This window comes from Candidatus Nanohalovita haloferacivicina (genome assembly GCF_029232205.1).
In the GTDB taxonomy this organism is placed as follows: domain Archaea; phylum Nanohalarchaeota; class Nanosalinia; order Nanosalinales; family Nanosalinaceae; genus Nanohalovita; species Nanohalovita haloferacivicina.
Genome location: NZ_CP107255.1, coordinates 616,570 through 639,590, shown reverse-complemented (window position 1 = coordinate 639,590; position 23,021 = coordinate 616,570). Strand labels below are relative to the sequence as shown.

20 protein-coding genes are annotated in these 23,021 nt (G+C 44.8%); 15 read left to right on the top strand and 5 right to left on the bottom strand.

The annotated features are described in order from the left end of the window. Positions 1-240 precede the first annotated feature (240 nt). The 10 genes from HBNXNv_RS03515 (at position 241) to HBNXNv_RS03470 (ending at position 16,197) form a co-directional block, all read left to right on the top strand. Complete coding sequence (locus HBNXNv_RS03515; protein WP_347720304.1) at positions 241-3,195, top strand: LamG domain-containing protein; 2,955 nt, start codon at positions 241-243, stop codon at positions 3,193-3,195. Positions 3,196-3,288: 93 nt separating this feature from the next. Next, positions 3,289-6,294, top strand: coding sequence for a LamG domain-containing protein (locus tag HBNXNv_RS03510; protein WP_347720303.1), 3,006 nt, complete (start codon positions 3,289-3,291; stop codon positions 6,292-6,294). A gap of 196 nt (positions 6,295-6,490) precedes the next feature. Continuing rightward, complete coding sequence (locus tag HBNXNv_RS03505; protein WP_347720302.1) at positions 6,491-9,370, top strand: LamG domain-containing protein; 2,880 nt, start codon at positions 6,491-6,493, stop codon at positions 9,368-9,370. Between the two features lie 65 nt (positions 9,371-9,435). Next, on the top strand, positions 9,436-9,915 hold the full coding sequence (locus HBNXNv_RS03500; protein ID WP_347720301.1) for a PDDEXK family nuclease: 480 nt from the start codon (positions 9,436-9,438) through the stop codon (positions 9,913-9,915). Between the two features lie 43 nt (positions 9,916-9,958). Then, on the top strand, positions 9,959-10,567 hold the full coding sequence (locus HBNXNv_RS03495; RefSeq protein ID WP_347720300.1) for a hypothetical protein: 609 nt from the start codon (positions 9,959-9,961) through the stop codon (positions 10,565-10,567). Between the two features lie 36 nt (positions 10,568-10,603). Beyond that, a complete protein-coding gene (locus HBNXNv_RS03490) occupies positions 10,604-11,851 on the top strand; it encodes an ATP-binding protein (RefSeq protein WP_347720299.1) in 1,248 nt (415 codons plus the stop codon). 8 nt (positions 11,852-11,859) lie between these two features. Beyond that, complete coding sequence (locus tag HBNXNv_RS03485) at positions 11,860-12,384, top strand: hypothetical protein (RefSeq protein ID WP_347720298.1); 525 nt, start codon at positions 11,860-11,862, stop codon at positions 12,382-12,384. 37 nt (positions 12,385-12,421) lie between these two features. Beyond that, positions 12,422-14,596, top strand: coding sequence for a DEAD/DEAH box helicase (locus tag HBNXNv_RS03480; protein WP_347720297.1), 2,175 nt, complete (start codon positions 12,422-12,424; stop codon positions 14,594-14,596). Next, on the top strand, positions 14,589-15,623 hold the full coding sequence (locus tag HBNXNv_RS03475; RefSeq protein ID WP_347720296.1) for a DUF460 domain-containing protein: 1,035 nt from the start codon (positions 14,589-14,591) through the stop codon (positions 15,621-15,623). Before HBNXNv_RS03480 ends, HBNXNv_RS03475 begins: the two co-directional genes overlap by 8 nt. Next, positions 15,601-16,197, top strand: a complete 597-nt coding sequence (locus HBNXNv_RS03470; RefSeq protein ID WP_347720295.1) for an exosortase/archaeosortase family protein — start codon at positions 15,601-15,603, stop codon at positions 16,195-16,197. Before HBNXNv_RS03475 ends, HBNXNv_RS03470 begins: the two co-directional genes overlap by 23 nt. Here HBNXNv_RS03470 and HBNXNv_RS03465 read toward each other — a convergent pair. Continuing rightward, on the bottom strand, positions 16,183-17,079 hold the full coding sequence (locus HBNXNv_RS03465) for a hypothetical protein (protein ID WP_347720294.1): 897 nt from the start codon (positions 17,077-17,079) through the stop codon (positions 16,183-16,185). The genes HBNXNv_RS03470 and HBNXNv_RS03465 overlap by 15 nt on opposite strands. Before the next feature lie 37 nt (positions 17,080-17,116). On the opposite strand from HBNXNv_RS03465, the gene HBNXNv_RS03460 reads away from it, so the two are divergent. Beyond that, positions 17,117-17,647: a hypothetical protein gene (locus HBNXNv_RS03460; protein WP_347720293.1), complete on the top strand. Its 531-nt coding sequence runs from the start codon at positions 17,117-17,119 to the stop codon at positions 17,645-17,647. Here the strand turns inward: HBNXNv_RS03460 and HBNXNv_RS03455 are convergent, their stop codons facing one another. Continuing rightward, complete coding sequence (locus HBNXNv_RS03455; RefSeq protein ID WP_347720292.1) at positions 17,648-18,916, bottom strand: LamG domain-containing protein; 1,269 nt, start codon at positions 18,914-18,916, stop codon at positions 17,648-17,650. Between the two features lie 268 nt (positions 18,917-19,184). Here HBNXNv_RS03455 and rpl18a point away from each other — a divergent pair, with 268 nt between their 5' ends. From rpl18a to ftsY, 3 genes are all read left to right on the top strand, one after another. Continuing rightward, positions 19,185-19,364 (top strand): 50S ribosomal protein L18Ae, encoded by a 180-nt coding sequence (gene rpl18a, locus HBNXNv_RS03450; protein WP_347720291.1) that lies wholly within the window; start codon positions 19,185-19,187, stop codon positions 19,362-19,364. Between the two features lie 9 nt (positions 19,365-19,373). Next, complete coding sequence (gene pfdA, locus HBNXNv_RS03445) at positions 19,374-19,790, top strand: prefoldin subunit alpha (RefSeq protein WP_347720290.1); 417 nt, start codon at positions 19,374-19,376, stop codon at positions 19,788-19,790. An 86-nt stretch (positions 19,791-19,876) separates the two neighbouring features. Continuing rightward, the gene (gene ftsY, locus HBNXNv_RS03440; protein ID WP_347720289.1) at positions 19,877-20,761 is read left to right on the top strand and encodes a signal recognition particle-docking protein FtsY; all 885 of its coding nucleotides are present in this window, start codon (positions 19,877-19,879) and stop codon (positions 20,759-20,761) included. A gap of 57 nt (positions 20,762-20,818) precedes the next feature. On the opposite strand, the gene HBNXNv_RS03435 is transcribed toward ftsY, so the two are convergent. From HBNXNv_RS03435 to HBNXNv_RS03425, 3 genes are read right to left on the bottom strand one after another with little or no spacing between them, the layout of a single operon-like run. After that, entirely contained in the window at positions 20,819-21,166 is a 348-nt protein-coding gene (locus tag HBNXNv_RS03435) for a hypothetical protein (RefSeq protein WP_347720288.1), read from the bottom strand. A gap of 39 nt (positions 21,167-21,205) precedes the next feature. Beyond that, on the bottom strand, positions 21,206-21,751 hold the full coding sequence (locus HBNXNv_RS03430) for a hypothetical protein (RefSeq protein WP_347720287.1): 546 nt from the start codon (positions 21,749-21,751) through the stop codon (positions 21,206-21,208). Between the two features lie 25 nt (positions 21,752-21,776). Continuing rightward, positions 21,777-22,562 (bottom strand): alpha/beta fold hydrolase, encoded by a 786-nt coding sequence (locus HBNXNv_RS03425; RefSeq protein WP_347720286.1) that lies wholly within the window; start codon positions 22,560-22,562, stop codon positions 21,777-21,779. A 93-nt stretch (positions 22,563-22,655) separates the two neighbouring features. Between HBNXNv_RS03425 and HBNXNv_RS03420 the strand changes: the two genes are divergently transcribed. Next, a complete protein-coding gene (locus HBNXNv_RS03420) occupies positions 22,656-23,003 on the top strand; it encodes a hypothetical protein (protein WP_347720285.1) in 348 nt (115 codons plus the stop codon). The last annotated feature ends 18 nt before the right edge of the window (positions 23,004-23,021 follow it).

The window sequence follows — 23,021 nt, the reverse complement described above, 5'->3', positions numbered from 1 at the left end:
TCTTCTCAGATTTCATAAGTCTGCATCGCCAATACACAGCTAGGAATGGCCTACACACATTTCAAACAGAGATTAAAAGAATATAGTTCTAGTAGAACAACTCTCAAGGCCTTAACCCTTGCATTAGGAATTTTAATGCTGTTTCTATTTTCCGCAAATTTCCAGAATATCAATTCACAATTTTTAACATCTGAAAGATCCAATAATACTCTTTTATTCGATGGAAGCACTGAGAACTCTGTGTCAGGTCAGGAAGTTACAACTTCGGGCATCGAAGAAGGCCTAAACTCTTACTACAGATTTGAATCCTCTGGAAAAACTGAACAGTACAGCTTGAGACTTGACGGGACAGATGACTACGTAGAGGTAGATGACGACGGATATCCAAGCAAAGTCACAAACTTCAGTCAGGCCACTTACTGCGCATGGATAAAGCCAGAGGCCCTGTCCTCAACTGGGGGAGCAGATCAAAGACTGATAGAGAAAAGAGACCACACTTTCAGCATAAGCCTCACGACATCAGGAAACATATCTACAACCTACTGGTACCAGGTAGATCCATCAATCGAAAATGATGGCCACACTGCTGACAAAAGCCTGGGCTATTACGATTCAGGAGCCAATGAATGGGTTTCAGATAACCTCAACAAATGGTACCACTTCTGCACAAGCTTCGGGCCTGGCGACAAAAGCAGGATCTACATAAACGGCCAGCTGGACAGTGAGGTAACGCTACCGGAGAAAAACGGCAGGAACGTAGGAAACTTTTCACATAGTACCAAGACACAGTTCGGCAGATACAGATATGACGCAGACCACTTCTACAACGGTAAAATAGATGAGGTAAAACTGTACAACAAATCTCTCACCGGAGATCAGATCAGAGAGGTCAAGAAAGGCCTTCCCGTAGAAAGCGACAATCTGATGTTCTACCAGAGATTCAACGAAGGCCCGGAAAACTGTGGTCTTTCCTCTACTCAAAAATGCCTGAAAGGAGATTCTCTATATAACTGGCCGGCAACGGGCTACAACATCAACAACACCGTAGGAACTCAGTCAGGTTGGTCCACGGACTCGCCGCTGAACAATCTTTCTCTTCGGGACAGCTCGGACAACGAATTCCAGATGCATACTCAGGGCATGGAAAACGGAGAGATGAGCGGAAACTTTCTGGAGAACTGGGAGGAAAATAACTCGGAAGGATGGCAGCTTGGCTGCGGAGGACAACCGGAGAACAAAATGGTGGAAGACACATTCATCAGCGACTACGCATACCTACTCAACTCGACAGGAGGAGACGGCCTCGCATGCACAAGACTGACAGACTATACATACTCAGCAGTAGAAGGAGAAACAATACAGTACGCATGTAAAGGGTACGGCTGCAAACTAATCGTCTGGAACGGATCCACAGATATCTCATCAGGCCCGGGAACCGACTACCACGAATACTCCGATGAATGGAAAATCTACACCACTCGCGTGGAAAAAACCCAGTCCGACGCCAACATCTACATGTACAACGACGATCAAGTGGGCCACTGGGCAATCTACGACATGATCACAGAAGGTCCGATACAGAACAGAACACCGAGAGGAAAAGGCCTTCGCCTCGATGGCTACGATGACTACATAGAAATAGACAGAAACATCACTGGAGTCGAAAACTTCACGGTAACTGGCTGGGTGAACTACGAGAATCTTTCCCGATCTACTGGAAACCTGGGCTCATCTCTTATCAGAGCAAACCGCGACGACTACGAATGGGCCATCTACGCAGGAAACAACAACGAACTCAAAGGATACCTGTACCCTGAGCAGGGAAGCAATGACTCAACAATCCTGACAACAAACATAAACGAAAATCAGTGGTACCACGCGGCAATAAAGAGAGAAGGAAAAACATTCAGCCTCTACCTTGACGGAGAAAAACAGGCCTCCTCCACAAGAGACGATGTCTCCGGAAGAATAAGATCGGAACAGGCAATAATCGGAAGGCCTTCAACAGACAGCGAAAAATGGCTGCAAGGCTCAGTCGACGACATAAGAATCTACACAAGAGCACTCAGTGACAAAGAAATACAGAAAATATACAGTGGAGAACCCGTCAGCGGAGAACTCGCAGGAAAATGGAATTTTGAAGACACAGACGGCAAAAAGGCCTTTGACTCCGCCTCTACAGGCCACAAAGGGATACTTGGAGGAAAAGCACTGGGAGGCGAGAACTCGCATCTAACTTCCCGAACAACACTAAAAGGCCCGGAATTCACAGTCACAGGCTGGATTGAAGGAGATAACTCTGAAAACATGCTGAAAAATCCGGGATTCGAGGAAGATCCTTACGACGAGACAAACCCTGAAAACTGGAATTATCCGGACGAAAACGGCTGGAACGTCACAGATGACAGACTGGCACCGAACACCGAAGGCTCAAAATCATTCGGAAACCCATGGAACGAAGGCCCAGGAACATGGCCAAACGCATACATCTACCAGAACGTCAGCGTAGAGGATAACTCCGCATTCAAGGCCTCAGCATGGATAAACCTTCCATCATACTCCGATGCCAACTGGGAAGGTCTCAAAGCCACTCCGTACGTCTATGAAGATGATGTCCGACTACATTTCTACTACTACAGCGAAAATGGAACACTTCTGGGAGAAAACAAAACTCGGTGGATGGGAGAGGCCTACAACCTCAATGAAGAATATGTGGAAAAATACGGCGACTGGTTCCACATAACACCTTCCTACAAACCACCGAAAGGAACAAGAACAATAAGATACCAGATAGATGGCGGAGACGGAAACAACGGATACAACGGCCCTTCCGGAGGAAACGCAGGCCTCTGGATGGACGACCTATCAATGAAAACCTACACCGCTATTTCAGAAAACAACAGGTATGGCCTGACACTGCATGAAAGAAAAATCCTGGCCCATGTCAACGGCAGATTCCTGGAAAGCCCCGAACTTGACAAGAACTGGAAACTCATCACGTTAACCTTTGACGGCAACACAGCAAAACTTTACTCAGGAACCCAGCTTATAGAAGAAGACTACAATATCTCAAGCAGCAAAAAAGCCAGAGGGCCCACAACACTGGGAAGAAACTATGCAAACAAGCTTGACGAAGTCAGAATCTACAATCGAAGTTTGAATCAAAATGAAATAGAAAAATTGGCATTCCAATAGGGATTGATATGCTCTGATAAAAGCAAATTAGTTGCACTGTGGGCTTTAAGATAATATTAAATTCCTAGCAACAAAATCCCAAGGTAACCTGTTATGCATTCTTTGAATATTATTACTCCGTATGATGCCAGGATTCTCATCGCAGCGGTAACGCTCATAGTAGCATTCTCAGCAGGTTTCGACACCTTACAGAAGCAAAATAGTTTTTCCGCCTCACTATCTGATGAAAACAGATCCGGACTTTCCGCATCTTCAAATCCGTTATCTCAAACCGCTAGTAGTTCTGCACTAAAGGAGGGACTAGAGGCTTATTATCGCTTTGACACTCTTGATATTTCCTCAGGCAATAGTATAGAATTTGATGGAACAGATGATTACATAGAGGCCAATGTAGAAGAATATCCTTCAGATGACTGCAGAAATAACTGCAATAATCCTGTGACTATTTCAGTTTGGATAAAACCAACTCAAGAGATTCAAGAATCAGCTATTGCAGGAAGGATGGATAAAGGAACCAATCACTGGAACGGATGGGGATCAGGGATAAAGTATGTCGATGGAGAAGTCAGAGCTTTCAGCAGGAATGACTACGGCGATACAAATCCGCCGCCGTTGAACCATACTCTATCAAATCCTACTGAGTGGCATCATATAATCGCAGTACTTAGAACAGATAATGGAAAACTCTTTGTCGACGGCAAACTGGTTGAACAGGGAAATCTAAACTCTGGATACAGCTATGAATTCGGCATAGGTGCACAGGTGAATGAAGGCAATAGCAAAAACTTCCAGGGCCAAATACAGAACATAAAGATCTATAACAGGTCAATAACACAGAAAGAAGCCAAGACCCTATTCTCAGACAAGCCCGCACCAAGAGAAAATTTAGTTCTTAGCTACCTCTTCAAAGGCCCACAGAGCTGTGATCTGACGTCAAATAACTCCTGTATAACTGACGACTCCGGCAGAGGTAACGCTGGGACGCCTCGTAATTTTGATGATAATAGCTTCAACACGGGCAGTGGCTGGAATTCAAAGGGACCTGTCGAAAGGTTGAAGTTCGAAAATCACGTCAAGGGATATGAACAAAGCTTGATCTTCAACAACAGAGAAGGCCTGATCAGCGGAGGATTCTTTGAAGGCTGGGAAGACAACAATAGTGATGGATGGCAGACGAACTGCGGAGGAGAACCAAGTTCGAGAATTGTTGAAGAAGGCTACAAAAGCGACTATTCCTACCTGATGAACTCTACCGGTGGAGACGGCCTGGCATGCGCTAAAATGTCAGACTTCGATTATGACGCTGTACAGGGAACAGAAATACAGTATGCCTGCAGAGGATATGGCTGCAAACTGATTGTATACAATGGATCTACAAGTATTTCGTCAGGGCCTGGCACGAGCCAACATGAATTCCATAGCGAGTGGAAAACATACACTACTACGATAGATAAAACAGAGGCCGACACAAACATTTACTTCTACAATGATGACACGGTAGGACACTGGGTTCAAATTGATGATATAACAGAAGGCCCTATACCTAGTGAAGGAAAATACGGAAACAGCTACGATTTTGACGGAGCCAACGATTATGTGGCGGTCCCCGACCTTATAGATAAAGATAATTTTTCGATATCGCTCTGGTTCAAGCCTGAAAAATCTGATTGGGAGAGCACTCTCTACGATATGTCTTCTTCCTCAAAGTACTTCTACATAGAAGGCACTCAAAGCAACATTACCTGGGGAAGAGAGGCCAGCTGCGATAATGATCTACGGGTTACCGTTGACCACTCTTTCACACCAGGAGAATGGTATCAGGTCAGTGTAACAGGAGCCTACAACACATCAATGCCTGACACCGTGTATGTGAACGGGGAGAAGAAGGCCACAGAGGTAGCGTATAACGGCGGAGGTGTAATGTGCGAAAAACCAAACTATGGGGAACCGCATATTGGAGCGATAACTGACACATATGGAGGAGTAAACACAAACTTCACAGGAAAAATAGACGATGTCAGATTCTACTCCAAAACGCTATCGGCCTCCGAAGAGCAGAGACTTTACCGCGGCGAACAAGTTACGGACGGCCTAACAGCTCAATGGAGCTTTGACTCCGGAGAACTAGGAAAAGTCTACGATACAGCAACAGCAGGTAAAGAAGGAATACTGGACAGTAAAGGAGTAAACTTTGGAGAGGCCTACAACAAAATACAGACCTACGGAGCAGACTACAGCAAAAACTACAGTATATCAGCATGGATAAAACCTGAAACAGAAAGGCCTACCTCAATTCTATCGCAGTCAAGCTATAACTCTCTAAGCTACTCTCAAAACACCAGCAAATCCTCTTACTGGAATGGCTACTGTGGATGGGGAGAAACAAACAACGGTTTTACCGCGCCTGATGGTTCAAACACTGCGCAAAGCATCAAAGTAAGCTACGGTACTGGATGCGACAGCAAAACCGGCAGAATACAGCATCTAGATACAGAAATAGGCAAGACCTACACCGCAAGTGTATGGGCCAAAAGTAGGACGGGAGGAGATGACTTCCGACTCGGCCTCGACGACGGAAACATGTGCCTCTTCAACCTGAAAACTTACTGGCAATACTACTCCTGCACTCTAGAAGCAGTTCAGGAAGACAGAGGATACCAGTTCTTCAATAGAAAAGACAACAGCACCTACTTTGTATGGGGCGCACAGAGAACACCAGGAAAATACGCAGGCCCATACACAAAAACAGAGGCCTCTCCAGAAAAAACTGAAGGCCTTAACATATGGACCGAAGATGGAAAACTTATCTACAGATACCGTACAGCTAATAAAACAGTTACCGCTCATGTAGATGCCCCGCTAACCCGCTGGACACACTTTACAGCAACAAGAAAAGCAGGGCAAAATATCAAACTACACAGAAACGGCGAAATGCAGCATAAAGAACTGATATCTCAGAAAGCTGCAGACACCTTGCCCCCTATACTAGGAGGCACGCTGGAAGAAAACATCACAGTATTCCAGGGAGGAATTGACGAGCTCAGAATCTACAACAGAAGCCTGACCGAATTAGAAGTAGAAGGCCTGAGCTTCAGTTAGCAGTATTTTGCCATAGAGAAGAATAACATGGTGTTATGCCCAAGAAAATATATCCATTAAGAAGGAATCAAAGAACACCGGTAAAAATTAATGGAAAGGAAATGGTCATACGAGAGGGACGAAAGCAGTGAGTGCTCTTGATTTTCTAGGAAATTTATCAGCGGAAAAAAGTGCGGCTCTTCTTGCTGTTGTTTTAATGGTAGCTTCAATTTCTATGCTTTCATCTACCTCTAATTCACTAAAATATCTTGATAATGGAGAACTGTCAGGTCCGACCCCAGCACTAAGTACTACAGGAGATAAAGAGGTTCAATCCAGCCAAGCAAATCTCCAAGATGGCCTACAAGGATACTGGCGATTTGACGATCCCAAGGTTTCTAGAGGTTACAGCCTGGATTTTGATGGGCAAGATGACTACATCTCTTTAGAAGATCCACTATCTCAAATTTCTGATCCAGCAAATGAATCCAGATCTGTTTTTGGATGGGTTAAGTTTGATTCTTTCCAAAATGAGTATACCGCGTTTTTCGAATGGACAGATGAAGAAGGCGAAAACGAACAGATAGGTGCTAGTCCGAGTGGAAATGTGAAGATTGCTACGGACGGTGTCAGGACTTCGGAAGAAGGCAGTAGTATATCAACAGGAACTTGGTACCACATAGGTTATGTTTGGAATGGAGACAACTACACAGTATATCTTAATGGCCAAAAAGATTATACTGTAGATCCAGATGGCGATGATACATGGATGAACTCTTTAAGCAATTCCTCCATAGGAACAGGCCTTGATGGAAATATTGATGGGAAGGTGGATGACGTTAGAGTCTATAAAACTAATTTAACCGAACTAGAAGTTCAGAAACTTTACAAAGAAAAGACTGTTTCACGCGAAAATCTTATATTTTATCAAAACTTCAATGAGGGCCCGAAAAGATGTGATATTGCTGCTTCTAATGCCTGTCTCACAGATGATTCTGCAAATGGTAATAGTGGAACTCCTCGAGGATTTGAGAATAATCAGCTGGAAATGGGCAGTGGCTGGGTCAGGGATACACCGCTAAACAGGCCTGCAATAAAGGACTACTCTCAGAATTCGCATCTTGGAACATTTTATGGCGGGAAAACTGGAGAACTCAAAAATTTCGATTTCAATGCTTCGAGCGGTTGGAAAGAAGGCAAAGTAGGAGATTACTCTTTGAAGTTTGACGGAGATAATGATTATGTTGATCTCTCAGGTTCTAATTCGTTAAATTTGACGGAAGAGCTGACACTTTCGGCCTGGATAAAACAGAGTTCTATCTCAGGAACATATGATAAGATTATATCTAAGAGAGAAGGGAACTTTTTCTGGTTCATTGCTACCAAATCTGGAGGATTATATGGGTGCATTGGAGATGGAGGGGATGACTGTGGCTCGGCAACAAGTATTCCAGATAATGAATGGGTTCACGTCGCATTAACATATTCAGAGAAGACAGGAACCAGGAAGTTGTATGTTAACGGCGATCAAGTAGGTTCAGAAACCACAAATAGAAACCTTGAAGCTTTTGATGCAGATGTTACAATAGGCGCTGATAAGGAAGGAACAACTGGTTATTTCAACGGTAAGATAGATGACGCCAGAATATACTCAAAGGCCCTTTCTACTTCTGAAGTTAGGGCTCTATACAATGGCAAACAGGTTAATGATAGACTAATTGGCAGATGGAGATTTGAGGAAGGTGATAGGAAAACAGCTTATGATACTTCAGACATGAATAGAAGAGGAGTTCTAGATAGCTATTCTGTGGGTTTAGATAGCGGCAATATAAAGAAATTCGGTCTTACCAGCGTTGATAGTAAAGTAACTATTTCTTCCTGGGTAAAATCTGATCAAGATTCCATTGACGTGATAGGAGGCGAAGATAAGTATTATGTCAAGGATAATGGAATTCTCTACAAGGTTCATGCATTTACAAACGTAGGAGAATCTTCTCTAAATGTCACTGGTGGAGAATTAGACGTAGACGCCCTTATAGTTGCAGGTGGTGGCGGAGGAGGATCCTCAAATACTGGAAATAATAATGGAGGCTCAGGAGGAGGTGGAGCAGGAGGCCTCGTATATCTGAATAATTATAGTCTAAATTCAGGCGCCTACACCGTTAAAGTTGGAGATGGAGGTAGTGGAGGAACAACTACGCCATCTTTCGGCAATAACGGCGAAAACTCGAGCTTTAAAGATGTAAAAGCTATCGGAGGCGGAGGCGGTGGTAGAGGATCTGATGATGGTTCAGATGGTCTTAGCGGCGGATCTGGCGGTGGAGCAGGCAACGATAATGGTTTAGGAGGAAACTCAACCCAGCAAGATATTACTTCAAGAGGCTCAGGCAGCGATGGTGGAGACGTACCTACCACTAACGGAGACTTTGGTGCTGGAGGAGGCGGAGCAGGAGAGCAGGGCGAGACTATCGTAATAACTAATCCTACCGACGGTGGAGACGGTGGTAAAGGCCTAAACTTCTCTGAAGAGTTCGGTATGAGATACGGAGACGAAGGATATTTCGCCGGTGGAGGTGGCGGAGGAGCAAATACAGGTGGAGATGGTTCTGGTTATGGAGGCCTAGGCGGATTAGGAGGCGGTGGTGAAGGTGGAGGCGACAAGACGCATAACAATGGATATGACGGCATGTCGAACACTGGTGGAGGTGGCGGCGGAGGAAGTGATGGTGGAGGCCTCGGTGGTGACGGAGGTTCTGGTATTGTTCTAGTTCGCTATCCTGTAGGTACTGTTGCCTCTGTAAATGAAGGAGACTATTATCTAGGTATTGATGACGAAGTAGTTGTTGGTTCTGTTGGAAAAAGCATAACAACCGCAGAGATTGGGGCCTCATGGCGGCACGTATCTTTAAACTTCAATGGCTCAACTCAAAAACTGTATATCGGAGGCCAAGAAAGATCCTCAAAGCAGGTTGGAATGGACTCTAATTCCTCTGGAAAATTAATTATGGGCGAAAATCTAGAAGGAAAAGCTGATGAGCTAAGGATCTATAATCGCAGTCTTCCAAAAGAGGAAGTTCAAGCTCTAGCATTCAAATAAGGGTTTTAAGGAGATCTCAGCAAAATTGAGAATGATTTTTATTCAACCATCCCCCATATTTCCTTATGACAGACTTTGAAAGGGCCTTAGTGAATTCTTTCAACCAGTTTTTCGATGAGGAAGAACTAAATGGAATAGCTCACCGAAAGAAACAGCACCGATTCTCCAGCCAGCTATGTGATGTACTGGTGGATTCAGAGCATGACATGTTTTACCTGGCGATCGAAAACAAATCGGTGAAGACCTCCTCAACCAACAAACTTTACTTCTCACAGCACTTCTCACAGAGCAACGGAGGCCACCAGGTAGAAAGAATATCCGACTTCGTGGACAGATCTGGAAGAACAGGATTTCTCGCAGTCGAACTCAAAAGAGGTAGAGGCCGAGCCAGAAAAGCGTACATGGTACCATGGGAAGATGTCAGAGAAGCATACGAAAACGGGGAAACAGGCCTTCATATCGATGACATTCAGCAGTACCCGGAAATCCTTCGTGACTCGGAGAACTATTCTGTCGCGGAAATGTGCATGGAAATGAAGATTTAACAACGGCCTTATTTAATTTCGAACACAAAATTTTTCGATAAAGATGACCTCAAGCTACGTTCCTGACGAAGAAGATGTAAAGAATTTTCTGGTAGCATCAATAGTATTCGGAGCATCATTCGCAGCATTCTTCCAGGAACTCACACCCCGAGGCCTTATATACTACACAGGGCTCTCAATAGCAGTACTTCTAACAAGAGAGTTCGGATTCAGAACCTGCGCACAGTGGATGGACGCATACGTAGACAACAATATCTCTATCAGCGGAGCAATGACTTCAATAATGGGGGCATTCCTCGCAGTAATCACACAACTGCCAATCATACTGCTCTTCCCACTATGGAACGAAGCAGAATCCGAAAAATACGAACAATGGGGTAAATCCACAGACTCAACATGGATGAAAAGAAAATACTGGCTCTACTCCTGCGGAATACTCTCACTGATAATAGGGGCAGCAATCACAGGAGGCCTTGGGTGGAACATAATCTCAAGAATGTATGCAGTAACCAGCTTCTTCTTCCTACTACCGTTCGACTACGAAGGCCTACCAGGAGAAGAACTTGACGGAGCATTTATACTCCGGTGGACAGGATTCACATGGCTGATCTTTATGGGCCTCACCCTAGTGCTCTACGCCCTCACATTCTAACCATATTTTATATTCAAGCCTGCGGTAAAGACAGATATGCCGAAGATCAGTGTAGGAAGAAATGAGGAGGACAGAGAGAAACACGGCCTCAAAGGAACAGGAGTTATCGGTAAACACCTAGTAGGGGAAAACGAGGAAGCACACAAAGCCAATACAATATACTTCGATCTGGCAAAGCCCCACGTCATGGGAATCTTCGGTAAAAGAGGAACAGGTAAATCCTACTCCATGGGAACCATTGCAGAAGAACTACAGACAACAGACGTATCAGACAACCTTTCTACGATAGTTATCGACTCAATGGGAATCTACTGGTCAATGAAAAGACCAAACGACAGAGCAGCAGGCATGCTAGAAGAATGGGACACCAAACCAGAGGCCTTCGACGCCAAAATATACATTCCAGAAGGAAGAAGAGACGAATTCGACAAAAAAGACATGCCATACGACAACACATTCACAATCGACCCAGCAGAACTCTCAGCCCAAGACTGGGCTATGGCATTCGACATCGAAATGAACTCAGAAATGGGCATCCTACTTGAAAGAGCAATCTCAAAACTACAGGACAAACTAGGCCGAAACTACGATCTTGACGACATAAATAAGGCAATCAAAAAATTCGATTTCAACGAATCAACAGTCAAGGCCCTCGAAAACAGGTTCATGACAGCAGAAGAATGGGGAGTATTCGGAGACGAATCCTCGCTCGATCAGTTCACGACAAGAGGAGAAATGTCGGTAGTCGATGTATCAATGTACGACGAACTGGTAAGAGGCCTCATCGTAGGACTGCTCGGAGAAAAAATACTAAGACAGAGAATGGCCGCAAGAAGAATGGAAGAACTCGACGAAATGCAAGGCCTTGATTCCAACGAAATGCCTATCGTATGGATGATGATTGACGAAGCCCACGAGTTTGTACCGAACAAAGGCAAGACTCCGGCCACTGACACACTTCTGAGATGGGTGAAGATCGGTAGAGAGCCAGGTGTATCGCTTGTGCTTGCAACCCAGCAACCAGCAAAACTTCACCCAAACGCACTTTCCCAGTGCGATGTACTTCTATCACACAGACTGACAGCAAAACAGGACATCGATGCATTAGGCGAAATCATGCAGACATACATGCGCCACGACCTGAAACACTACATCGATGCACTACCTGACAGAGCCGGAACAGGCCTAATACTGGACGACAACTCCGAAAGAGTCTACCCAGTACAGATGAGACCAAGAAAATCCTGGCACGCAGGAGGAACACCAGACGCATTCGAGGACTGATCACCAAAATGGCAATAACAGGAGGAACATCACTACAGGTAGCTCTAGAAACATTCATCTACACACCTATCAGACAGCCAGAACTTCTGCCAACACTCCTGCCAATCATTATAGGCGGAATAGTGATCGAACTCTACTTCGGAAGATTCACACACGAAGAACTCGGATGGAACACAGCAGTAGGAAACGCAATCATCTGGATCACAACAGGCGCCAACCTACTCATCAACTCCAACCTATCAGCTGGAGAAGAAAAAGCCGCATACTCGCTCATCGGAATCGGAGCAATAGTCGGCTACATGGACTTCTACCACAAATGGCCCGACACAATCGCATTCATCGTCTCATCCTCCGGAATCGTATACACACTCGCCTACATCACAGTAATATTCGTCAAAACAGACCTGGGGGTAACACCCGACACACTAAGAGGCGCAGCAGTATTCTTCCTCGCAGTACAAATCCTATTCAAACTGTTCCAAGGATTCGAAACAACAGCAGACTCAGGCGGAAGCGAAGTCAGCTTCGAATAGACAAACCGGTTTATAATTTCAGGTCCAATAACCAACTGTGAAACTTCTAAACCAGGAAAAACTCGAATCCAGAACATACCAAGAAGTAATCGCGGCCTCCGCCAAAGACAGAAACACACTAGTCGTCCTACCCACAGGCCTCGGAAAAACAGTAATCGCCGCAATGGTAGCATCCATGAAACTCCAGGAAGGCAAAGTCCTCTTCATGGCCCCAACAAGACCACTAGTAGAACAACACCTATCCACATTCAAAGACCTCATCCAACTACCAGAAGTCGACATGCAGGTAATGACAGGAAGCACAAGACCAGACAAAAGATACGAACTCTGGAAAGAAAAAAACATCTTCTTCGGAACACCACAGGTAGTGGAAAATGATCTGATCGCAAACGAAGTACCAGTAGAAGACTTCTCACTCGTAATATTCGACGAGGCTCACAGAGCAACAGGAGACTACTCATACAACTTCATCAGCGAAAAAATGCGGTGCCAGAGACTTGCACTAACAGCATCTCCAGGAGGAAGCAAAGAAAAAATCATGGATGTAGCAGAAAACCTGGAAATCAACAACTTCGAAGTCCGCACAGAAGACGACCCGGACGTAGAACCATACATACAAGAAAAAGAAGTCAACTGGACCAAAGTCGAACTCAACAACAGATTCGAAAACGCAAAAAACAAGATGGAGGACGCATACAGAACACAACTCAAAAAACTCAAGAACATGGGCCAGATCTCCTCCATCAGCAACGTCCGGAAAACAGACCTTCTCAACCTCAGAGGAAAAATCAGCTCCAAACTATCACAAAGCGATGACTCAGAACTATACGCAGCAATCAGCCACGTAGCAACAGCCCTCAAAATATCACAGGCAATAGAACTCCTCGAAACACAGGGCGTATCACAGTGCTACGAATACATCAAAGGCCTCGAAAACGACGACTCCAAGGCCGCAGGAAGAGCACTCGCCGACGACGACTTCCAGAAAGCCAAGGCCATGGTAGAGTACCTCATGAAAAAAGAGGAAGAACACCCAAAAGTCGAAAAACTTGTCAACATGCTAGAAGACCTCGGAAAAGACGAAAAAGCACTGATCTTCACAGAATACAGAAACTCCACCGAAAAAATAGTAGAAAGACTGAGTGAAGAAGGCCACAACGCAACAAAATTCATCGGCCAGCAAGGCGACGAAGGAATGAGCCAGACACAGCAAATAGAAACACTGGAAGAATTCGAAGCCGGCAAATACAACGCAGTAGTCTCAACAAGCATCGGAGAAGAAGGCCTCGACATACCAGCAGTCGACAAGGTAATCTTCTACGAACCAGTACCCTCCGCAATCAGAAGCATACAGAGAGCAGGAAGAACAGGCCGCCAGGAATCAGGAGAAGTCCACGTACTCATCGCAGAAAACACTCGAGATGAAGGATACTACTGGAGCGCACATCACAAAAAGAAAAACATGAACAAAGTCCTCCAGCAACTTAAAAACGAGGATCTGGGCCAGGAACAGCAGACACTGCAGAACTATAATGATGAATCCAAAGTAACCAAACTCGATGACGATGAAGAAGACACGGATAACGTAAAAGTGATAGCGGACGACAGAGAAAACTCGATAGCCAAGGAACTCTCCAGAAAAAATATTGAAGTCGACAAACAGAGACTGGATGTAGCAGACTTCCTCATATCTGAGGATACGGCCATAGAAAGAAAAAAGGCCGAAGACTTCGTCGACTCAATGATCGACCAGAGACTATTCGACCAGATACAGGAACTCCAACAGTTCGCTAACCCAATGATAGTAATCGAAGGCCGCAACCTCTACAACCACAGAGACGTCGACCCAGACGCAATCAGAGGAGCAATGGCCTCAGTAGCACTCGACTACGGAATGCCAATTGTGTGGACAGAAAACGAAAAAGACACGGCAGAAATGCTGGAATCAATGGCCCGCAGAGAACAGGAAGACAAAGAAAAAGACGTAGCAGTAAGAGGAACCAGCGAAGGAAAAAGCCGGAAAGAAAGAATGCAGTTCGTAGTAGCAGGCCTACCCGGAGTCAACACAAAAATCGCGGAAAGACTTCTCAAAGAATTCGAATCCATACAGAAAATATTTACCGCTTCGGAAGAAGAACTTAAACAAGTCGAAGGCATAGGCGATAAAAAAGCCGAATCCATCCGCAAAATGATCTCACAGAGCTATGAGTAAAAAACCACTGATAATAGGAATAGATCCCGGAAGCACATCCGCAGTAGCAGCCATCAACCTACAAGGCGAAATAAAACTTCTACACTCATCCAAAAACTTCCCGCCAAGCCAGATAATCGAAAAAATAATAGAGACAGGTAAACCCATAGTAGTCACCTCCGACAAAGCCAAAATGCCCTCCAAAGTAGACAAAATAGCATCATCGCTCGGAGCAGAAACATACGTACCAGACAGAGACCTGGAACAAGACAAAAAGAAAGAACTGGGCCACGGAGAAAACTCGCACGAAATAGACGCAGCGGCCTCAGCAATCAACGCCTACAACAACATGCAGAGAGAAATAAGAAAAATAGAGAAATTCTCCAACGAACTCGAAGAAGAAAAAACAGTAATAGCCGACAGATACTTCTCAAACCAGCCAATACGACAACAAAACCAGGAAAACAAAGAAGAACAGGAACAGGAACCACAGAAAATAAACGTGGAGGAATCAAGGCCTGAAAAAGAAGAAGTGGATCCGGAAAAGGAGAGAATGGAGGCCAAAATCCAGAATCTGGAAGAACAGGTAAACGAACTCAAATCGGAAATGGGAGAAATGGAGGCCGAAAACGACAGACTCCGCGGCAAAGTTGACAAAATAAAGGAAGAAGACCGGCAGGAAGTCCTCAAAGAACAAGAAATAACCAAAAGAGAGGCCAAACTCAAAAAGAAAAACTCCAGAATACAGGAACTTGAAGAAAAACTGGAAAAAACAGAGATACGAGAAGAACAATACAAAAAGGCCCTGAAAAAACTTTCAAACGGCGGAGAACTCATAGAGATAGTAACCCACAGAACAGACCAGGTACCGGACAAATCCCTCACAAGATCAGAAGAACTCAAAGAGAAACTGGAGGCCCGAGGATTCAATATAAGACATGTAGAAGAAGTTGAGGCCGTAGAACTCGAAAGATACGCGGTTGTCGAAGAATTTCCTAAAGCTAAAAACTTCCGAAAAGTAATAGATGAATACCGCGAGTCAAGATAACGTGTTCACCACAGCAGACCTAACAGAACGCCAGGAAAAACTCAACAAGACACTTCTATTCATGATAAAACTCCTGGCCGCAGGAGCAGTATTCCACCTCATACTCAACATCTACCCGGATACAACCACACTACAGATCGCGCTCGCCCAACAGGTCGACGCAGTACTATCCACAATAGGCCTCAACCTCCAACAAGAGGGAATATACCTCATCAGCGAAAAAGCCCGATACTACATAACACAGGACTGCCTGGGATGGAAATCAATGGCCATGTTCACAGGCCTCGTATTCGCAGGATCAGCAAAATTCAGAAACCACCTCAAATACGTATTCGGTGGAATAATCCTCATCTACCTGGCAAACATCGTCAGAGTAGTATCCACAATATACCTCGCAGAAGCAGGAATAATATCCTTCGGAGTAATCCACGGATTCCTCTGGAAATGGGGTCTCACAGCACTAGTTCTCGTAATGTGGATAACATGGTTCAACTACGCAGAAATCGAGGAAGAAGCTCACGTCCTGGAAAGAGAAATCAAGAAGGCCTACAAAGATATCTCAGAAAACCGCTGAGAAAAGAAGGAAGCCAGCACCGAAGACATCGGTCAAGACAAGGGCCAGGACAAAGACCGGCATGAAAGGAACTCCTTCCCGGACCTCAAGCTCTTCTCCCTCAAAATTCTCTATATCTTCTTCAGTCAAGCCGACAATCTTATCTCCAAATCCCTGACCTGGAGCAGCAACCTCTCCAACCTCCAGATCATCGGCATCAACAACACGGTAAAAGGCCTCATCCTGAACAACCTCAAGGAAACGAGTGAGGAAGATCATGAAACCCAGAAGACTCGAAAAAGGCACAACAGGCATACCAGCCCGGAAAGCAATAATAGAGAAAACAGCTAGAGCAGCCAACTCAAGGCCTATACGCATTCTATCTTCAATTATACGATTATAAGACTTTCTCCAAACCTCAGGGTGCTGAAAACTCCTGTACAGGGTATAAACCATGATGTAGATAAATCCAGCTAGTGTAATATTCACGAAAAGATTCAGGGGATCGATTAACGTAGCTGAGCCGACGAAAGGAGCGCCAAAACCAAGAGCACTCATAGCAAATGCATCAGCACCGCCCCACATACCTCTCAAGTAAGCACCCCAGCCAATAACAGAGAAAATAAGGCCAACACCAATAGAATAAGCCAGGGGATCGCCAATGCCAGCCATCAAAGCACCGATTCCTTCCAGCGAGGCCAGTGCCAGAAAACCATTCTCAGAAACAAAACCCGATATAATACCGATCTGAAGAGGCCTCGACGCCAAGAAATGAAGGCCTAAACCTCCGAGGACTGCTGTGGCACAGAAAACATCAGGAACATCAGTAGTATCCAGGTCAAAAAGCGAGGCCACGAAAAGCATTCCGAAAGTCAGGGCGTGAGACAGGAAGACAAATACCATGAAATTCATTTAAATCGAGACAAGTTAAAAACTACCTGTGAGCAGAAAAGAAAAACTCCTGACAGATCCCGGAGTAAGCACATTCTTCAGAAAGGCCTTCAAAGAATCACCAGCACAACTAGAAGAATTATGCAATTCAATCGGTGTAAACAGGCAGAGAGGCCGCAACTGGATGAAAGAACTCGCCAACGAAGGCCTGCTCACAGTAGAAAGAAAGAACGGCGAGACAACGGTTAAAGTAGAGGAAGAAAACATTCAGAAACTGAACAGCTTCGCATCAGAACTACAGAATAATCTAACACAGGACCTCGAAAAATGGGATAAAAGACTGGGACAGGCCGCCAACGAAATGATCAGGATAAAAGAAGCAGTCGACGACGATGAAAGAGTAGAAGAGCTCAACGAAAAACTTCAGGCCCTCAAACAAGACAGCGAAGAAATAGACATGAACACGATCAAATCACTGAGCAACGTAGAAAGCTACCTCGGATACGGAGAAATAGCCCGAGAAGAAATGCACGCATTCCACAGAAAATTCAAAGTACTTGACAAAATCAAAGGCCTCTAACTACCGAAACCCCAGGCTCTCCACATTCGATGCTGTCAGACTTCTATTATACAATCTAAGCTCATCTATGTTGAAACTCCTCGAACCACTGATATTTCCACCAAATACAAAGGCCTCAGAACTGATATCAGCGGACTGCATGCTTCCCAACCGTTCTCCGTTAACCGTGCAGGTAAACTCGCTGTCATCACGAACCAGAGAGACATGATTCCACTTATTCTCGAAAAACCTCGTACCACCGACACTGTCAATATCGGCCCCAGAATAAGTACCGCAGCTTAAACCATCATCAATATCCACGAAAACACCGCTATCAAGGCCTGAAAGAACATTCACCTCGTTATACTCCGACTTCAGCCAGAAAGAAATAGTAAAGTTCTGGCCCGTATCAAGAACAGAACCATTAACTGAAATATTGGTATTATTGTCCAGAACAACAGAATCAGCATCCAGAACACCTTTCCTGTCAAGATTAGCGCTGTTATACACTTTAGAACCAGAACCAGCCTCAAAACGCCACTCATCAGTCTTCCTGAAATTATCTGTCAAGTTGCTCAAGGCCCTGACCTCTTTTCCGGAAAAACTCCGATTGTAGATAGCAAGATTGTCAAGGCCCCAGGTAATATTATCTCCTGAAGCCACCAAAGGACTATCAACAGGTTCTAAACTAGTTGAAACACTATTAGATTCTGCAAGCTCCCCGTTAATCCACAACTCAAACTCCTGGCCATCGTACTGAAACAGAACATTATTCCACTCGCCAGGATCCAGCTCCGTAGCATCTGAGGTGGAATTAACACGTACCTCAGAACCATCACTCTTCTCCCAGAAAACTGCAAGCGTCTCAATACCGCCCCAATCAACACTAGGATCCATTATCTCAACCCTGGAAGAAGACCCAGAAAACATCATATAATTAGCCCAACGACGGGCTGTTGTCGACTCAGGCTTCAACCAGTAACTAACAGCAAAAGAACCAGAATTCAGAGAATCCCTGCTCTCACTACTCAAACCGAAAGTAACCTCCGTATCCCTCGACTCATTAAAACGTAAAGAATAATCCCCAACTCTTCCAGGCCTCCAGTAACCAGAAGTATCAAAATCAATAAGGCCTCTACTAGAATCCCCGAACTCGGCCTCAAAACCGCCACCAGCCTTATCCGAGAAATAATACCCTGCAGAATTCTCTGCATCATCAAACCTGTAATACGCCCGAAGACCTTTCTCAAGCTCTACAGAATCTGAAGACACCGACTCAAGAGAACCCACGGTACTTCCTGAAGAACTCAGGCCATCATCCGGAGATTGAAAAGAAATATTTGGCTCCGAAACACCATAAAAGCCCAAAAACAAAGTAAAACATGCCAGGACAGAGGCCGAAAGACAAAAAATTTTAGAACGCTCTGAAAATACCTCAGGCCTCATAACAGTAAAAAATTCAGGCCTTTACTAAAAGGTACTGGAGTTACCTGGTATGTGATAGGAAATCTACTGCACAATATTAGGTTTAAAAAGTTCGTCGGTTTCTACCTTTTGTATGACTGTATACACATTTTCAGGAGAAATTAATCTGGGACGAAGCACCCACGGCTTTGAGAGAGAAGTCGATGCAGAGTCCGAGAACCACGCTGAAGAGAAGCTTTACGCAGAACTCGGCAGCGAACATTCTATCCCAAGATCAAAAATCACAATTGAAGACGTTTCCGAACAGGAGTAAAGAGATACTATGTCAAACCAACAAGAACAGATGCAGAAGTACCAGCAGCTACAGCAACAGATGGAGCAAATCCAGGACTACATGGAAGAAGTAGAAGAAAAGACAGAGGAAATCAAACAGAGCATCGAAGGAGTAAAAGGCCTTGAAGACGCAGAAGAAGGAAGCGAAATCCTTGCACCTGTAGGAGAAGCAGCCTACGTGAAGGCCGAACTCAAAGACACAGAAAAAGTAATGGTCAACATCGGCGGTGGAACACACCAGGAAAAAGACCGTGAAGGCGCAGTCGAAGCACTTGAAGAGAAACAGGACAATCTGGAAGAAACTCAGAGCCAGCTAGAACAGAACCTACAGCAGGTTCAACAGCAGCTCCAGCAGATCCAGATGCAGCTTCAGCAACAGCAGCAACAGGCCCAGCAGGAAGAATAAATCTTCCTCACATATCCTTTCTCATTTCTATTACTCACAGAATTTCCAACCTAATTTTATTCTTTGGATAACAACTAGAACTTATTATGCTAGAAAAGTTCAAGGACTCAGTAAAAGACTTCTCATCCAGCGTAAAGAGCAAGGTAGCGGAAAAAGAACTAGACGAAGACACACTCAACCCACTACTTGAAGAGCTCAGACTGAAACTGCTCCAAAGCAATGTATCTCTGGAGGCAGCAGAGGCCATAGAAGAAGAACTCCGAGAAAAGCTTCTGGGCCAGGAAGTCGGCCGAGGAAAAGTACAGGAAACAGTAGACAACGCAGTCGAAGAAGTACTCCTTGAACTGCTTGATGACAGCTTCAACTTTGAAGAAAAACTTGATGAAGCAGATGAACCTCCTGTAGTATTCTTCATAGGGTTTAACGGCTCTGGAAAGACAACAAGTGTGGCAAAAATGGCCTCAAAACTCAAAGATCGAGGAGTAGTAATGGGCGCCGGCGACACATTCAGAGCAGCATCCATCGAACAGTTGGAAGAGCACGGAGAAAACCTCGACGTCAAGGTAATCAGCCACGAGTACGAGTCAGATCCAGCTGCAGTAGGATATGACACTGTTGAACACGCCAAAAATGAAGGCAAAGTAGCACTGGTCGATACTGCGGGAAGAAGCCACGCGGACCAGAACCTGATGAACGAACTGGACAAAATGATAAGAGTCAACGAACCAGACATCACATTCCTGGTCGTAGACGCACTCGCAGGAAACGACGTACTTGAACAGGCAGAGGCCTATGAAGACATGTTCGACGCAGTTATTGTTACAAAGATGGATGTAGATGAAAACGGCGGAGCAATTATCTCGATAAGCGAGAGATCAGGTAAACCGGTAGCATTCCTTGGCACAGGCCAGGGCTATGAAGATATCAGGGAGTTCGATAAAGAAGAATTCGTAGAGGAAATCCTCGAGTAAAGAAAGAGGCCTCTAACCTCACAATTTTTAATTTGAAAGAAAAATGTGGTTATTTTCCTATTGAAGGGCTTTCTGCCTTTCAAGCCTATCTTCCATAGACTTCTCCAGTTCCTGAAGCTTGGACTTCAGAGGTGCCATGTCGTCTCCAACATCATCCATTCTGATCTGACGGCCTTTACTGTTGGAACCTTCCTTAATCCTCTGCTTGCGCATAACTGAAAGCAGGTGATTAACTTCAGCAACAAGCTGCTCGTACTCCTTCATCTCGGCCTCGATGTAGGAAATCTCTTCATCAAATTCGGCCCGTAGCTCATGTGTTACTTCCTGTTTAAGCTCGTTTTTCATCTGTTCCTTGTTCAGGCCAAACTTCCTGCGCACCGTCCTGTAAAATTTTTCCATACCCATAACAATTACCTGTATCTACTCAATGCTCATAAAACTCTTTTAAGCTTTTTCCGAATCCTCTGATTCGCCGTCAGCATCAAAGTTCTGAGGAACCACAATACCCATGTCCTCAAACTGATTCTGCTGATAGAAACGAGCAGTAATAGCGCCAAGAACGGCATCAAACTCATCAGCAGAATGAATACCATCGGTATCAACGCCGAAAGACCTCAGGCCATCATCGTCGTGAACCGCCAGCTCATCAGCAGTAATCTGAGGCTCAAAACGGATAAACTCAGGACAATCCTGGCCAAGAGCCTGACGACAACCCGCCTTCAAGGCCTCAAAACGCTTAACCTTCTCACCTTCATGAGAAACAGGCGTAAAAATATGGCCTGACTCACGAGCATCGCTCTCACCCTTGTTAAACTCCTTCAAACTTGTCTCATCGCTGATATCAACAGCAAGAATATCAGGGTTTTTCTCATCGATTAATTCAATTATTTCATCATTGCTCTCAACGCTGAAAGTCTCCAGCTCATCATCAAGAAAAGCCAGCCCACATTCAACGCCGGGAGTATCCTTCAAAATCAGGCCTGCAATCATTCAAAAATACACCTCAAAAACTAATTCACTGCTCAACTTTTATCTTTCTCTTCATAGCTTTTCGACCACTGAAATCCTTCAAAGACCTGTTCTTACTCTTGGCTTCAGCAAGCTCGCGCTCATCCACAAACTCCTCCAACTGCCTCAAAAAGTCATGAAGAGCCTTGTTAAAGTCGCCGGGCTTCTCATAAAAACTGAAAGTACCAGCATCCTGAATAATACTGATCTGAGGCCCAGGCTTCAAAGAACGAATAAAATCAATATCAGAAAAACGATCCTCCGAAGCATGAACAACCATCGAATGCTTCACAGGTCTTTCAACACTATAATTACGGTAATACTGCTCAAAAACATCGTACTCCGGCATTTCAATATCATTTACAAACTCCTTAACAACCTCATACTTCGCAAAATCAGAGAACAAGAGCTTCTTAACAAGCTTCGGCTCACCGCAACCCAGCTTCTTCAAAAACCGATAAACCATTCTAGGCGGCTTCTTACTGAACCTATCACGGCTGCCAGTTGAAACAAGGCCTACAACATTCTCGTTATACTCCATGCTCTGAGCAATACTGTTTCCAAGATGATGGGAGACAATAATCGCGTTGTTAATCCCATCCTGTTCAAGAATTTCCTCTAAACAATCAACCTCTCCCTCAAGATTTCTCCTGCTGGCAGTAGGCCTGAATGCAATAGTCTTGAACTCTCTGGAAAAATACTTGAGCTGGTGTCTCCATAATTCTGGATTAAAACCACTTGGAAGGAAAACAAGCTGGATAGAAGAGTCTTCATCTGACTCAAAATAATGCATATTCCTATCACCAACTCTTCTTATCGGAAAATCCATCGTAACACAAGTATGACCTGAAAAACTTTTATTCCTTTAAACCAGAAAACCTTCTCAGTGGCCAACAACAAAACACTGGGATACACCCTCATCGCACTTATAGCAGCAACCACAGGATACCTAGCCTACCAAAAAACAGACACCGCCTCCGCAGTATTCGTAATCTTCGCCACAGCCTGGATACTGTACAGATTCACCGACTACAGCAAAATATGGGACTTCATCGGCTACTTCATCAACCCACCAATGCTCGCCATAACAGCCCTCCTAGCAGGAACCACCTACCTCATACTCAAAGGCCAAACAATCAACATCTCAATAAAATACGGCCTCGGCACCGCACTCCTCGCCACAGCCCTCGCAATGCTACTATACAAATACTGGAACATCGGAGAACCACACTAACTTGCATTCCAGTAAAAC

Bases quoted from the DNA above. Each gene is read 5' to 3' on its own strand.
- HBNXNv_RS03510 (WP_347720303.1), top strand. From the start codon at position 3,289: ATGCATTCTTTGAATATTATTACTCCGTATGATGCCAGGATTCTCATC.
- HBNXNv_RS03505 (WP_347720302.1), top strand. From the start codon at position 6,491: ATGGTAGCTTCAATTTCTATGCTTTCATCTACCTCTAATTCACTAAAA.
- HBNXNv_RS03500 (WP_347720301.1), top strand. From the start codon at position 9,436: ATGACAGACTTTGAAAGGGCCTTAGTGAATTCTTTCAACCAGTTTTTC.
- HBNXNv_RS03495 (WP_347720300.1), top strand. From the start codon at position 9,959: ATGACCTCAAGCTACGTTCCTGACGAAGAAGATGTAAAGAATTTTCTG.
- HBNXNv_RS03490 (WP_347720299.1), top strand. From the start codon at position 10,604: ATGCCGAAGATCAGTGTAGGAAGAAATGAGGAGGACAGAGAGAAACAC.
- HBNXNv_RS03485 (WP_347720298.1), top strand. From the start codon at position 11,860: ATGGCAATAACAGGAGGAACATCACTACAGGTAGCTCTAGAAACATTC.
- HBNXNv_RS03475 (WP_347720296.1), top strand. From the start codon at position 14,589: ATGAGTAAAAAACCACTGATAATAGGAATAGATCCCGGAAGCACATCC.
- HBNXNv_RS03470 (WP_347720295.1), top strand. From the start codon at position 15,601: ATGAATACCGCGAGTCAAGATAACGTGTTCACCACAGCAGACCTAACA.
- HBNXNv_RS03465 (WP_347720294.1), bottom strand. From the start codon at position 17,079: ATGGTATTTGTCTTCCTGTCTCACGCCCTGACTTTCGGAATGCTTTTC.
- rpl18a (WP_347720291.1), top strand. From the start codon at position 19,185: ATGACTGTATACACATTTTCAGGAGAAATTAATCTGGGACGAAGCACC.
- pfdA (WP_347720290.1), top strand. From the start codon at position 19,374: ATGTCAAACCAACAAGAACAGATGCAGAAGTACCAGCAGCTACAGCAA.
- ftsY (WP_347720289.1), top strand. From the start codon at position 19,877: ATGCTAGAAAAGTTCAAGGACTCAGTAAAAGACTTCTCATCCAGCGTA.
- HBNXNv_RS03435 (WP_347720288.1), bottom strand. From the start codon at position 21,166: ATGGGTATGGAAAAATTTTACAGGACGGTGCGCAGGAAGTTTGGCCTG.
- HBNXNv_RS03430 (WP_347720287.1), bottom strand. From the start codon at position 21,751: ATGATTGCAGGCCTGATTTTGAAGGATACTCCCGGCGTTGAATGTGGG.
- HBNXNv_RS03425 (WP_347720286.1), bottom strand. From the start codon at position 22,562: ATGCATTATTTTGAGTCAGATGAAGACTCTTCTATCCAGCTTGTTTTC.